This is a genomic window from Halochromatium sp. NSM3, from assembly GCF_059621085.1.
Genome location: NZ_JCAQIA010000030.1, coordinates 1 through 11,752, shown reverse-complemented (window position 1 = coordinate 11,752; position 11,752 = coordinate 1). Strand labels below are relative to the sequence as shown.

The 11,752-nt window shown below is 58.7% G+C and carries 13 protein-coding genes; 8 read left to right on the top strand and 5 right to left on the bottom strand.

The genetic code is table 11. The annotated features are described in order from the left end of the window. Positions 1-4: 4 nt before the first annotated feature. Positions 5-454, bottom strand: a complete 450-nt coding sequence (locus AC54T3_RS12710; RefSeq protein WP_496625249.1) for a hydrogenase expression/formation C-terminal domain-containing protein — start codon at positions 452-454, stop codon at positions 5-7. Between the two features lie 41 nt (positions 455-495). Further along, on the bottom strand, positions 496-999 hold the full coding sequence (locus tag AC54T3_RS12705) for a HyaD/HybD family hydrogenase maturation endopeptidase (RefSeq protein WP_496625248.1): 504 nt from the start codon (positions 997-999) through the stop codon (positions 496-498). Between the two features lie 160 nt (positions 1,000-1,159). Between AC54T3_RS12705 and AC54T3_RS12700 the strand changes: the two genes are divergently transcribed. Then, positions 1,160-1,402, top strand: coding sequence for a HypC/HybG/HupF family hydrogenase formation chaperone (locus AC54T3_RS12700; RefSeq protein ID WP_496625246.1), 243 nt, complete (start codon positions 1,160-1,162; stop codon positions 1,400-1,402). 161 nt (positions 1,403-1,563) lie between these two features. Here AC54T3_RS12700 and AC54T3_RS12695 read toward each other — a convergent pair whose 3' ends face one another. Next, positions 1,564-2,028, bottom strand: a complete 465-nt coding sequence (locus tag AC54T3_RS12695; RefSeq protein WP_496625244.1) for a hypothetical protein — start codon at positions 2,026-2,028, stop codon at positions 1,564-1,566. A gap of 174 nt (positions 2,029-2,202) precedes the next feature. Here AC54T3_RS12695 and ppsR point away from each other — a divergent pair, with 174 nt between their 5' ends. The 4 genes from ppsR to AC54T3_RS12675 all read left to right on the top strand — a co-directional run bounded on the left by ppsR (position 2,203) and on the right by AC54T3_RS12675 (position 6,109). Continuing rightward, positions 2,203-3,015: a posphoenolpyruvate synthetase regulatory kinase/phosphorylase PpsR gene (gene ppsR / locus AC54T3_RS12690; protein ID WP_496625242.1), complete on the top strand. Its 813-nt coding sequence runs from the start codon at positions 2,203-2,205 to the stop codon at positions 3,013-3,015. Positions 3,016-3,196: 181 nt separating this feature from the next. Next, positions 3,197-4,288: a Re/Si-specific NAD(P)(+) transhydrogenase subunit alpha gene (locus tag AC54T3_RS12685; RefSeq protein WP_496625241.1), complete on the top strand. Its 1,092-nt coding sequence runs from the start codon at positions 3,197-3,199 to the stop codon at positions 4,286-4,288. Between the two features lie 117 nt (positions 4,289-4,405). Then, positions 4,406-4,696, top strand: a complete 291-nt coding sequence (locus tag AC54T3_RS12680; protein ID WP_201246767.1) for a proton-translocating transhydrogenase family protein — start codon at positions 4,406-4,408, stop codon at positions 4,694-4,696. Positions 4,697-4,702: 6 nt separating this feature from the next. After that, the gene (locus tag AC54T3_RS12675) at positions 4,703-6,109 is read left to right on the top strand and encodes an NAD(P)(+) transhydrogenase (Re/Si-specific) subunit beta (protein ID WP_496625238.1); all 1,407 of its coding nucleotides are present in this window, start codon (positions 4,703-4,705) and stop codon (positions 6,107-6,109) included. 65 nt (positions 6,110-6,174) lie between these two features. Here AC54T3_RS12675 and gatB read toward each other — a convergent pair whose 3' ends face one another. Together gatB and AC54T3_RS12665 are read right to left on the bottom strand one after the other, a co-directional pair. Beyond that, positions 6,175-7,620: an Asp-tRNA(Asn)/Glu-tRNA(Gln) amidotransferase subunit GatB gene (gatB, locus tag AC54T3_RS12670; protein WP_496625236.1), complete on the bottom strand. Its 1,446-nt coding sequence runs from the start codon at positions 7,618-7,620 to the stop codon at positions 6,175-6,177. An 83-nt stretch (positions 7,621-7,703) separates the two neighbouring features. Then, complete coding sequence (locus AC54T3_RS12665; protein ID WP_496625235.1) at positions 7,704-8,048, bottom strand: hypothetical protein; 345 nt, start codon at positions 8,046-8,048, stop codon at positions 7,704-7,706. 187 nt (positions 8,049-8,235) lie between these two features. Between AC54T3_RS12665 and AC54T3_RS12660 the strand changes: the two genes are divergently transcribed. The 3 genes from AC54T3_RS12660 to AC54T3_RS12650 all read left to right on the top strand — a co-directional run bounded on the left by AC54T3_RS12660 (position 8,236) and on the right by AC54T3_RS12650 (position 11,645). Then, positions 8,236-9,423: an HD domain-containing protein gene (locus tag AC54T3_RS12660; RefSeq protein ID WP_496625234.1), complete on the top strand. Its 1,188-nt coding sequence runs from the start codon at positions 8,236-8,238 to the stop codon at positions 9,421-9,423. 85 nt (positions 9,424-9,508) lie between these two features. Continuing rightward, positions 9,509-10,495, top strand: coding sequence for a DNA-methyltransferase (locus tag AC54T3_RS12655; protein WP_496625232.1), 987 nt, complete (start codon positions 9,509-9,511; stop codon positions 10,493-10,495). After that, positions 10,488-11,645: a hypothetical protein gene (locus AC54T3_RS12650; protein ID WP_496625231.1), complete on the top strand. Its 1,158-nt coding sequence runs from the start codon at positions 10,488-10,490 to the stop codon at positions 11,643-11,645. The genes AC54T3_RS12655 and AC54T3_RS12650 overlap by 8 nt, the downstream gene beginning before the upstream one ends. Positions 11,646-11,752 lie beyond the last annotated feature (107 nt).

Below are 11,752 nucleotides of genomic sequence, written 5' to 3'. Positions count from 1 at the left end.
GCGGTCAGTGGCGGGACTTAGCCGCCGGATCGGCCGCAGTTGCCGACGCCAGCGCGGCGTCCAAGGCGGCCAATGAATCGATGATGTCGGCGCGCTGCGTGCGCAACATCTGTGGGATTTCGTCGATCTCGATCTGCAGCGCGATGCGCTCGCCGTCGACATTGGCGTAATCGAGCACCCAAACCCCGGGGAAGCGGGTCTCCCAGACGCGGGTCGGCCCGAGCGCATCAACGTTGGCCTCGACCTCGCCTTGCCCCAGAAGCGCCATCAGTCGCTCTTCATCGCCCGGGCCGAATGGCATTGCGGCAAGGTCGATGCGGGTCGGCTCGCCCTGCTCGGCAAGCCGCTCGAGCGCATGGCGAATCTCGTTCAGGATCGGCAACGCATTGCCGAATTGCTGGGGCTCGGCTTCCGGCTGCTCGATGCGAATTGGAATGTCGGCGAGCTCCGCCATCAGGCTAACCTCCATCGGTTGTTACTTATGTTAGGCATTGCTTATCCGATCGTGTTTGACCTAAAGCACGGTTTGCCGCGCCAGCGCCGCAGTAAGGCCTGGATCTGGTCAATCACCTCGGGCACCGCCGCAGCCACCGGGGGCGTGAGCTGGTCGCCCCAGTCGACCTGCTGGGGCTCGATGCCGATCAAGGCGCGCTGGACGGGGAGGGTGTCGGTCAGGCGAGCGATATCGAAGAGGTCCGCGAGACTGACTTCATGCACGCTCTTGGCATGCTTGCTCAGTTGTTGGTCCATGGCCTCGCCCTCGAAGAGCCGCACGGTGCCCGGCGGGTCGCCCATCGCGGCGGCGTCGACGACGATCAGACGGGCCGCGTCGCCGATCGGCCCGGCGAGGGTGAAGCTCAGGGTGCCACCATCGTAGAGCCTGAGGTCGGGGTCGGACTCGGCCATCGGCTCCAGGGCACGTAACACGGCGGCACCAACCGCCTCGTCGGTGAGCAGGATGTTGCCGAGACCAAGGATCAGGGTGCCTGTGCCGGGCATGGCGGTGTCTCCGGTCGGTTGCTGAGCGCGCCGCGTTGGCAATGGCGTTGGTGAACGCGCCGATCGGCGTGCGGATTGATGTCAGCCGCTTGCGATGGGTCGCGCCCACGGCTTAGCCTCAAGGGCTTGCCATATCATGACGGAGACGCGCCCCATGTGCATGGGCATCCCAATGCAAATACGCGAGATCAACGGTTTTGGCGCAAGATGCGAGGCCAAGGGGGTCGAGCGCGAGGTCAGTCTGTTGATGCTGGACCCCGCCGAGCTAGCGGTCGGGGATTTCGTCGTCGTCCACCTAGGCCACGCCATCGAGCAGATTTCGGCCGAGCGCGCGGCTGATGCGTGGTCGGTCTATGACGAAATCCTGGCCGCCGAGGCGCATCCGGCTAGCGCGCCACGCTGAGCGCGAGCGTCTGCGTGGCGGATGCCCGCACTGGCGCCGTGCTTCGCCAGTGAGCGGCCTGCCCAGAGAGGTCTAAGCAGAGCGGCGCGTCCCTAGCGACCAGCGGGCGCGAACGTTCGGTCCCGCCCACCGCCGCGCGCCGGTGACTCGGCCGATCAGGCTCAGCCGACGCTGTCGACGAACTCGTCGGCGATCTCGTACTGACGCTTGACCTCATCGAGATGGGCATTGCCATCGCCCTCGACCAGCTCGCAGTTGTTGGCCATGCGCGCGTGCATGGCGGCCTTCCAGGCGCGATTGGTCTTGTTGTCGAGCAGGCTGTCCGGGGTCAGCGCGGCGGCGACTGCGGCGGCGACGAAATGGTCGCCTTGGGCGAGCCAGTCGGTATCCTTGCCGCAGTCGGTATAGGTCTTGGTCGACCAGGCCTTGGCCGCGCGGTAGGCGTCCTCGAGTTCCGGTGGCGAGGCGTCCTCGCGCAGTCCGGTCTCGATCGCGCGCTTGACGCGCTCATCGCGGCTGAGATGGACGAGGCTCTGGGCGAAACGCAGTCCGATGATCCGTTGCTGGTCGACGGGGAGCTTCTCCAGCAGGTCACGGAGGTCTCGGTCGTTACTGATGGTCGCCATGAGGGGAGGTCTCCGGATAGTCTTCTGCCGTCGAGAGGATCGCGGTCAGTCGTGGCTTGCGCCTGGACCGAGCACGCACGGCCTGATCCCGCAACGGGCCCGCGACGGCGCGGGTCACCATCGCCTACTATCTGGTTTTGACCGTCCCTGCCGCATTGATTTGCATCACAGCCTATGAAGCGAACCGCCTTCTTCGTCTCCGAGAGTACCGGCATCACCGCTGAAACCCTCGGTCAGAGCCTCCTCTCGCAATTTGACAATGTCGATTTCGAGCGGGTCTACATGCCCTATATCAATACCGAAGCGCGGGCGCGAGCGCTCACGCAACGGATGCGCGAGGCCGCCGAGCGCGATGGCGCCCGTCCGCTGGTGTTCTCGACCATGCTCGACGCAGGGATTGCGGAGATCCTCAAGCAGGGCGACTGCTTTTTTCTGGAGCTGTTTGAGCAGTTCGTCGAACCGCTGAGTGAAGAACTCGGCGTCTCGCCCAGTCGCCAATCGGGGCGCAGTCATGCGATCACCAAGCCGAGCATGTACACCAAGCGCATCGAGGCGATCAATTTCGCGATGGCCAATGACGATGGCATGCGCCCAGATAACTTCCGCCATGCCGATGTAGTCTTGGTTGGCGTCTCGCGCTCGGGCAAGACTCCAACCAGCCTCTATCTGGCCATCCACTATGGGCTGCGCGCGGCCAATCATCCGCTCACCGAGGACGACTTCGAGCGCGAGGCCCTGCCGCCCGAGGTCTGCGCGGTCAAGGACAAGGTGTTTGGCCTCACCATCGAGGCGCGCCGGCTGCATCTGATCCGCGAGGAGCGCCGGCCGGGGAGCGAGTACGCGTCGCTGGCACGCTGCCGCAACGATATCCGGCTCGCGCACGAGATGCTGGGCCGACTCGGCGTGCCGGTGCTGGATACCACCAGTCAGTCGATTGAGGAGATCTCGGCTCAGGTGCTTCGTGGTCTGCGCAATTCGGGGAGCTGATGATCGGGTCATTGTGATCAGGCTGCCAAGCGTCGATAATGCCGCGCTTTCATCGGAGTCGCGCTCCGCAGGTCACGCCGGGCGCTGATGCAGAGCGCCGAAGCAGAACGCTGAGGCAGAGCCTGCGGACGCGAGTCTCCGCATTGAACCCATGAATCGAGAGAGACCGGAAGCGACTGTCATGAAGCTCGGTATACCAACAGAGACGCTCGCCGGCGAACGGCGTGTCGCGACCACACCTGACATTGCCAAGAAGCTCATCGGCAAGGGGTTCGAGGTGCTGCTCGAATCAGGCGCCGGGGTGGCCGCGCACTACCCCGATGCGGCCTATGCCGAGGTCGGCGTGCAACTGGTCGAGCGCGCGGACTGTTTTGCCGCCGATATCCTGCTGAAGGTGCGCCGCCCGACCGAAGACGAAGCGCGCGCGGTGCGCTCCGGTAGCGTCTACATCAGCCTGGTCGAGGGCTGTGGCGAGGACCCACTGCTGGCGCGGATGGTCGAGAACGGGGTGCGGGTGCTGGCAATGGAACGCATGCCGCGCATCTCACGCGCGCAGTCCATGGATGCGCTCTCATCGCAGAGCAACATCGCCGGCTATCGCGCGGTGATCGAGGCCGCGTCGCACTACGGCCGCTTCTTGCCGATGATGATGACCTCGGCGGGCTCGGCGAAGCCGGCGCGGGCCATTGTCCTCGGCGCCGGCGTTGCTGGCCTGCAGGCCATTGCCACCGCGCGCCGGCTCGGCGCCGATGTGCTCGCCTACGATGTGCGCCCGGAGACCAAGGAGCAGATCGCCTCGCTCGGTGCCAAGCCGATCGAGCTGGATCTTGGCGAGAGCGGCGCCGGCGAGGGCGGCTATGCGAAGGAGCTTTCCGCCGAGGCCAAGGAACGGCAGCAACAGCTGCTGGCCGATGAGTTGGCCAAGGCCCACATCATCATCACCACGGCGCTGATCCCCTGTCGGCCGGCGCCGGAGCTGATCACTGCCGAGGTGGTGGAGCGCATGCGCACCGGCTCGGTGATCGTCGATCTGGCGGCGGCCAATGGTGGCAACTGCAAGCTCTCCAAGCCCGATGAGGTGGTCGAGCACCAGGGGGTGATCATCGTCGGCCACACCAACTATCCGTCGATGGTGCCGGCCGATGCCAGCGCCTTCTATGCCAAAAACCTATCTAATCTACTCGAGATCATGGTCGATCCGTCCGATGCGGGTCCGGTGCTCAAGGACCTGACCGAGGACGAGATCACTGCGGCCATGCTGGTCGAACGCTGAGCGATTGCCTCCCCACGCAGAGGTTGAGCGCTTGAGCGCGAAGCGCGGCTCGGCGCACTGCGCGGCTCTCACTCACAACCCAACTGCTGCCACTCACTCATCAACGGAGTCCCCCGGATGCCTGAATCCATCCTCGCGCTCTATGTCTTCGTGCTCGCCTGCTTCATCGGCTATTACGTGGTCTGGGGCGTCACACCCTCGCTGCACACGCCGCTGGTGGCCCTGACCAATGCCATCTCCGGCATCGTGCTGGTCGGCGCCTTGCTGGTCACCGGGCTCGAGGAGGCCGGCATCGCGGCCTCCTTCTTCGGCTTTCTTGCGGTGCTGCTGGCGAGCATCAATGTCTTCGGCGGTTTTCTGGTGACGCATCGCATGCTGTCGATGTTCAAGAAGAAGAAAAAGGGCTGATCCGCGATGGAACTACCACTCTCCCCAACCACCCAGGCGCTGGCCTATCTGGTCTCGGCGATCCTGTTCATCTTCGCCCTCAAGGGGCTGACCCATCCGGCCACCGCAAGGCGCGGCAACCTGTTCGGGATGCTTGGCATGGCGATCGCGATCGGCGCGACCCTCGCCGGGGCCGAGGTGCAGGGCTATTGGTTGATCGGCTTCGCTGGCATCATCGGCGCGGTGATCGGCATTGTCGTCGCGCTGCGCATCCAGATGACGGCGATGCCGCAGCTGGTCGCCGCGCTGCATAGCTTCGTCGGCATGGCGGCGGTGTTGGTGGCGATCGGCACCTTCATCAATCGCGCTCAGGCCGGCACGCTGAATGCCGTGCTCATGGGCGAACTCTCGGCCGGGATCGTCATCGGCGCCATCACCTTCACCGGCTCGGTGATCGCCTTCGCCAAGCTGCAGGGGATCATGTCCGGGGCGCCGATCAAGTTCTTCGGGCAGCACGCGCTGAACGCGCTGATCGCCATCACGACCATTGCGCTGGCGGTGCACTTCGCCAGCACCGGTAGCTGGGTCTCGCTGGTGCTGATGACGCTGTTGGCCTTCGCCCTCGGCGGCACCCTGATCATCCCGATCGGTGGCGCCGATATGCCGGTGATCATCTCGATGCTGAACAGCTACTCGGGCTGGGCCGCAGCCGCGACCGGCTTCACCCTGCACAATCATCTGCTGATCATCGTCGGGGCGCTGGTTGGCTTCTCCGGCGCCATCCTCTCTTTCATCATGTGTCGGGCGATGAACCGCAGCATCATCAATGTGGTGTTTGGCGGCTTCGGCACCGACAGCAGCAGTAGCGGCAGCGCCGGCGCGGTGGCGGCCGAGAAGGGCGTGAAGTCGGCCTCGGTCGAGGACGCGGTGTATTGGATGGAAGATGCCAGCAAGGTCATCGTGGTGCCGGGTTACGGCATGGCCGTGGCCCAGGCCCAGCACGCGCTGAAAGAGATGATGGAGCTGCTGCAGGCGCGCGGCGTCGATGTGAAGTTCGCGATCCATCCGGTCGCGGGCCGCATGCCCGGTCACATGAACGTCCTGCTGGCCGAGGCCGATATCCCCTATGATCAGGTGTTGGAGATGGACGAGATCAACCCGGCCTTCCCGAGCACCGATGTGGTGCTGGTGGTCGGCGCCAACGATGTCGTCAACCCAGCCGCGAAGGAAGACAAGACCAGCCCGATCTACGGCATGCCGATCCTCGACGCCGGCAAGGCGCACCAGGTCTACTTCCTTAAGCGCTCCATGCGTCCGGGCTATTCAGGCGTCGATAATCTGCTGTTCTATAAAGACAATACCTCGCTGATCTTTGGCGATGCCAAGGACACCATCGAGGGTATCGTCGCGTCGCTGAAGGGCGGCGGGCACTGATCCGACCCTTGGCTGGTTCCCTCGGGAGGCGACCCCGCATGGGTGCCGCCTCCCGAGGGTCTAGTTCAGCCCTTAAGCTTCGCCTTGAGTAGGTCGTTGACCTGCTGCGGGTTGGCCTTACCCTGACTCTGCTTCATCACCTGACCGACGAAGAAGCCAAACACCTTCTCCTTGCCGGCCCGGTATTGTTCCACCTGCTGCGGGTTGGCGGCGATGATCGCGTCGATCATCTGCTCGATGGCGCCGCTGTCGGTGATCTGCTTCAACCCCTTGGCTTCGATCACCTGATCGGCGTCGCCTTCGCCGGCCCAGATCGCCTCGAACACCTGTTTGGCGATCTTGCCGGAGAGAGTGTTGTCCTGGATGCGCTTGATGAGCCCGGCAAGCTGTTCGCTGCTGAGAGGGCTGTCGCTGATCTCCAGCCCGGCCTTGTTCAGCGCTGCGGCCAGGCTGCCGTTGATCCAGTTTGCAGCGAGCTTGGCATCGCCGTCGGTCAGGTCGACGAGCGTCTCGAAGTAGGCTGCGGTGGCGCGGCTGCTGGTGAGCTGAATGGCATCAGCGTCGCTGATGCCGTAGGCGTCACGGAAGCGTTGTCGCATCGCATCCGGCAGCTCGGGCAGATCGGCGGTCGCGGCCTCGATAAAGGCCTCGTCGAGTTCGACCGGCAACAGGTCCGGATCGGGGAAGTAGCGGTAGTCGTTAGCCTCCTCCTTGGTGCGCATCGAGCGCGTCTCATCCTTGTCGGCATCATAGAGCCGGGTCTCCTGGACCACACTGCCACCGTCCTCGAGCAGCTCGATCTGGCGCTCGATCTCGAACAGGATCGCCCGCTGCAGAAAGCGGAAGGAGTTGATGTTCTTGATCTCGGCACGGGTGCCGAAGGGGGCGCCGGGGCGGCGCACCGAGACATTGGCATCGACCCGGAACGAGCCCTCCTGCATGTTGCCGTCGCTGATGCCGATCCACCGCACCAGCTGATGGATCTTGCGCGCGTAGGCCACGGCCTCCTCGGCCGAGCGCAGATCCGGCTCGGAGACGATCTCCAACAGCGGGGTGCCGGCACGGTTGAGGTCGATCCCGGTGAGACCGCCACCGGCACCCGAGAAGGTCTCGTGCAGCGACTTACCGGCGTCTTCCTCCAAGTGCGCGCGGGTGACACCGATGGTCTTCACCGCGCCGTCATCGAGCACGATCTCGATCTCACCGCAGCCGACGATCGGCAGCTCGTACTGGCTGATCTGGTAGCCCTTGGGCAGATCAGGATAGAAGTAGTTCTTACGCGCAAACACCGAACGCGGCGCGATCTCGGCGGCGATGGCGCGCCCGAACTGCACCGCTCGCTGCACAGCACCCTGGTTCAGTACCGGCAGCACGCCGGGCAGGCCGAGGTCCACCGCGCAGGCCTGGGTATTCGGCTCGGCGCCAAAGGCTGTGGAAGCGCCGGAGAAGATCTTCGAGTTGGTCGCGAGCTGGGTATGGATCTCCAGCCCGATCACGGGTTCCCATTGCATGCGGATTCGGTTCTCGTTAGTGGATCGCCGCGCGCTCGCCGCTGACTGGCCGGCTGGCGTCCGTTTGCGGATGACGATGCATTCTAGCCCAACTCGCCGCGCGCCGAATCACGCCAGAACGCCCAGTCCACCTCCGCAGCGACAGGCGCCTGGGCCGTGACCAGCAGATTCTCTACGGCGTCGACGATCTGGAGGAATTGCCAGTCCACCATTCTGTCTAGTCGCCCCGCCTGCTGTAAATACCCGTCGACATCTTGTCGGGTATGCTGGCTCAGGCGCCTTCCTGAAAAGGCTTTCAGATAAGTCTCTGCACGAAGCACATACCAGCGCAGCACGGGCTCCTTCATACCGTTTTTACGTGCCCGATCAATAAACCGCTCCCAGAACCGCTTGACTGAATCCTTCGTCGTTGTGACGTCTGCCCCCATGTGCTAGCGTCCAAAATTCGGTTGGCATATGCGTGGATTGTACGCTGCGAGGCACGCAGCTCAAACCCTGCGCGTGTGTGCTAGGCAGAATCTGCCTATTTCAGCTAGCACAGATTCTGCCTAGCACACCCGACCGACACTCTGTCTAGTTAACTGTTGGGTTTGAATAAAAAATGGATAACGGTATATGAAAAAAGCACTACTTCTCAAGCTATTCGATGCATTTACCATTCAAAGATGGAACGACAAGATTCGCCCTGTCGATCTTCTTGAGATGGATAAGAATGCTCATAAAATGGTGATTGCGTATTGTCTTGCTCGCTATGAGGAAGATTCTGGAAAAGATGTAAATTGGAACAACATAATACGCGGAGGTATATTTGAACTTCTCAGGCGAGTTGTGTTGTCCGACATAAAATCACCTGTTTACAGAAAAATAAAGGATAAGCATGCCGATGTGTTCGTGCGCCTAAATGATTGGGTATGTAAACAGCTTGAGCCCTGCATTGATAGTGAAAGTATGAAAAAGGAGCTTTGTGAGTATTTGGCTGATGATACTGTGATCGACCAACACTCTAGAGATATTTTGTCAGCATCGCATATTTATGCAAGCTATTGGGAGTTCCTGATAATCAAACAAGCGAACCCCAATGGCTATCAAATTAATGAAATTGATAGGCTTATGCAGAACGATCTTGAAAGGTATCTGCACCTTGATGGGATGAAAAAGATCGTATGCAAGCAACCTATTACAGGTTTTATTGATCTTGTTGGGCAGTTACGTTTTCAAATTCGATGGAGTCATACCCCAAGGATTCCTGCAACCTCTGTACTAGGCCACACATTGATGGTTGCAACTATATCGTATTTGCTGACAAGGGAACTTGATGGCTGCGAAAGACGCCTTAGAAATAATTTTTTTGGGGGACTTTTTCATGATCTACCAGAGGCCGTTACAAGGGATATAATTTCTCCGGTTAAAGGCGCGGTTGATGATTTCCCGGATGTCATCGGAGAAATTGAGCAAGAAATGGTTGAGAAGGAAGTATATCCGCTCGTTGAGAAGCATTGGGTTCAGGAGTTAGAGTATTTTACTACGGATGAGTTCAAGAGCAAGATATGTGTTGAAGATAACGTGCAAAGCTCATCATCAGAAGAAATCACGGAAAAATATAATACAGATGAATTTAACCCAATCGACGGAGAGTTCACAAAGGTATCGGATCATCTTGCAGCATTTATAGAAGCATACAAGGCCAATGAATCAGGCATACGAACCCCACAAATAGATGACGGTCGCCACAGTTTACTTAATCAATATCGCGGAAAGACTATTGGTGGAATAAATGTTGGTTCTATTTATGCGGATTTTTAACCCAACAAGCGCCTCCAGCGGACGCGCAAAAAGCGCGCGCCGCTGAGGCTTAGCATTAGCCCTCAATAGCATTGAAGAACCGATTATGAAGACACGCGCACCACGAAACAGAACGCTGACATGCACAGAAGATGAAACAACTGCCTTCTCCTTGGATCTTTTGCAATTGTCAAATCCTACCGCCATGGAGGACATAACAGATCGCGTTATCCACCAGGACTTTCGCGAGGCCGTTCCGTTGCTGCCCCGCTCCTTTGTGGATTTGCTAATCCTTGATCCACCTTACAATCTGACAAAAAACTTCAACGGGCATGTGTTTCGCGCCAAAGAAGCCGAGAAGTATGCCGTGTGGTTCGAAGACATGTTGTCAGCCATGCTTCCACTGCTAACATCAAAAGCTTCTGTATACGTTTGTAGTGATTGGCGAACATCAACGCTAATCTTTCCGGTTCTTGACCGGTATCTTCATGTTCAAAACAGAATTACATGGGAGCGCGAGAAAGGTCGCGGTGCTAAAGCGAACTGGAAAAACAACACAGAGGACATCTGGTTTTGCACGGTTGGCGAAGATTATATCTTCAATGTAGATGCAGTGAAGCTCAAGCGAAAGGTCATTGCTCCATATCGGCAGGAGGATGGCAAACCGAAGGATTGGGAGGAGTCGAACAGCGGTAATTACAGACTTACTCATCCGTCAAATGTATGGACTGACATAACAGTGCCCTTCTGGTCTATGCCAGAAAATACCGATCACCCCACCCAGAAGCCAGAGAAACTCATAGCGAAACTGGTTCTTGCAAGCTCTTTGGCTGGCGATCTTGTATTCGATCCGTTTCTCGGAAGCGGTACAACGGCGGTTGTCTCGTCCAAACTTGAACGGCGATTCTGCGGCATCGAACTGAACAAAGAATATTGCTGCTGGGCGCTTAAGAGGATTCAGGCCGCCAAATCAGACTCTACTATACAGGGGTATTCTGACGGTGTGTTTTGGGAAAGAAACAGTCTAAGCGAGCAGAACCCATCGCAGGCGAAATCAGCCAATGGGCAAACGATGAGTCTTTTCGATGTGTGAACCCATCACAGCGCTAATCGCATTGATCCGAGAGAATAAAGGCATCAACGATAAGACGCGGCTGGCCAAAATCGTAGCGGATACATTCGGCCTGACAAGGGATCGATCTGTCTACTATCGCGCTGAATATGCAATCCGGTTTAGTTCGTCGTCTTCCAGGAATTTCGGGAATACGGTTCTATCGCTATCCAACTTGCGCAAGTATGACGACCGGCCGTTTATCGTCTGTCTTGTCACACCAGCAGAGAACTTCTGTCTTATCGCAAACACGACGTTCCTGAAGAAGATAAGTCACAGCTCCCAAGAACTCCGGGAAAATAACATCCGAGGGAGTTTTAACGGCTCCGACATTATGCGAGAGTTCGAGGGAATTGAGAATTGCGGCGAGAACATCGCACGTCTCTTTGAGGTTCATGCGGGCATCGGATTCGAGGACAACCTTCCCCGCCTTGTCGAGGCAACGAATAACATCTCACCGTCTGGGATCAAATTCGGCGTAGACGATGCCGCCTGCGGCAGTATTCTTTCAGCACCGAGTCGCGCTATTCGCTTTGTTGCGTCTCAGGATGCTTCAACGCTGAAATCCGAACTGGACGCCAAAGTTGCTAAGTTCAAGAACGAAATACTTTTGGCAGCACTGATCGAAAATGTGAACGTTCGTGGTCGCATTATCGAATATCTCATCGCGGGTGACGACGAGGGACTGCGACAACGCTTGATTGCTGCGCTCAAGTCAGGCGCGAATGGCCTTCCTGCATTCAGGACAGACAACACCCTCGGCGACTATCAGCGGCAGTTTGAGGCGTACGATACAGAAACCGATGTTAAAACAAAGATCATGATACTGAACTCGAATCCGAAGGCGTACAACCTCGACAAGATGCTTCAGTTCCTTGCAGAAGACCGCTCTGTATTCATGTTCTACTTCGTCGGCGTAGACCCAGGAAAAATTGTAAACACAGTTCTTGTGTCCATGTTTCAACGGGACCTGCTCAAAGCAACGATTATTTTGTGCCATTGGGCAGGGCGAAATTCGAGGGGAGTGACACAATTCGAAGGGAGAGCAATCAATGAGCTTATCGAGAAACCGAGTATCGAGATAGATGAATCGAGGGCTAAAGGATTCCTTGAACGAGTCATTGCGCTGTAGAAGAACGGCTAATCGGGTAAGGGCGGGTGTCTAACCCGCCCTCCCCACACCACCTAGCATGCGGGTCCGCACTAGGCGGTTCACAAGAAGGGAGCACACGAGGACTT

What these genes read in the sequence shown, in the direction of transcription:
- AC54T3_RS12710 (WP_496625249.1), bottom strand. Translation starts at nt 454, where the DNA reads ATGGCGGAGCTCGCCGACATTCCAATTCGCATCGAGCAGCCGGAAGCC.
- AC54T3_RS12705 (WP_496625248.1), bottom strand. Translation starts at nt 999, where the DNA reads ATGCCCGGCACAGGCACCCTGATCCTTGGTCTCGGCAACATCCTGCTC.
- AC54T3_RS12700 (WP_496625246.1), top strand. Translation starts at nt 1,160, where the DNA reads ATGGGCATCCCAATGCAAATACGCGAGATCAACGGTTTTGGCGCAAGA.
- AC54T3_RS12695 (WP_496625244.1), bottom strand. Translation starts at nt 2,028, where the DNA reads ATGGCGACCATCAGTAACGACCGAGACCTCCGTGACCTGCTGGAGAAG.
- ppsR (WP_496625242.1), top strand. Translation starts at nt 2,203, where the DNA reads ATGAAGCGAACCGCCTTCTTCGTCTCCGAGAGTACCGGCATCACCGCT.
- AC54T3_RS12685 (WP_496625241.1), top strand. Translation starts at nt 3,197, where the DNA reads ATGAAGCTCGGTATACCAACAGAGACGCTCGCCGGCGAACGGCGTGTC.
- AC54T3_RS12680 (WP_201246767.1), top strand. Translation starts at nt 4,406, where the DNA reads ATGCCTGAATCCATCCTCGCGCTCTATGTCTTCGTGCTCGCCTGCTTC.
- AC54T3_RS12675 (WP_496625238.1), top strand. Translation starts at nt 4,703, where the DNA reads ATGGAACTACCACTCTCCCCAACCACCCAGGCGCTGGCCTATCTGGTC.
- gatB (WP_496625236.1), bottom strand. Translation starts at nt 7,620, where the DNA reads ATGCAATGGGAACCCGTGATCGGGCTGGAGATCCATACCCAGCTCGCG.
- AC54T3_RS12665 (WP_496625235.1), bottom strand. Translation starts at nt 8,048, where the DNA reads ATGGGGGCAGACGTCACAACGACGAAGGATTCAGTCAAGCGGTTCTGG.
- AC54T3_RS12660 (WP_496625234.1), top strand. Translation starts at nt 8,236, where the DNA reads ATGAAAAAAGCACTACTTCTCAAGCTATTCGATGCATTTACCATTCAA.
- AC54T3_RS12655 (WP_496625232.1), top strand. Translation starts at nt 9,509, where the DNA reads ATGAAGACACGCGCACCACGAAACAGAACGCTGACATGCACAGAAGAT.
- AC54T3_RS12650 (WP_496625231.1), top strand. Translation starts at nt 10,488, where the DNA reads ATGTGTGAACCCATCACAGCGCTAATCGCATTGATCCGAGAGAATAAA.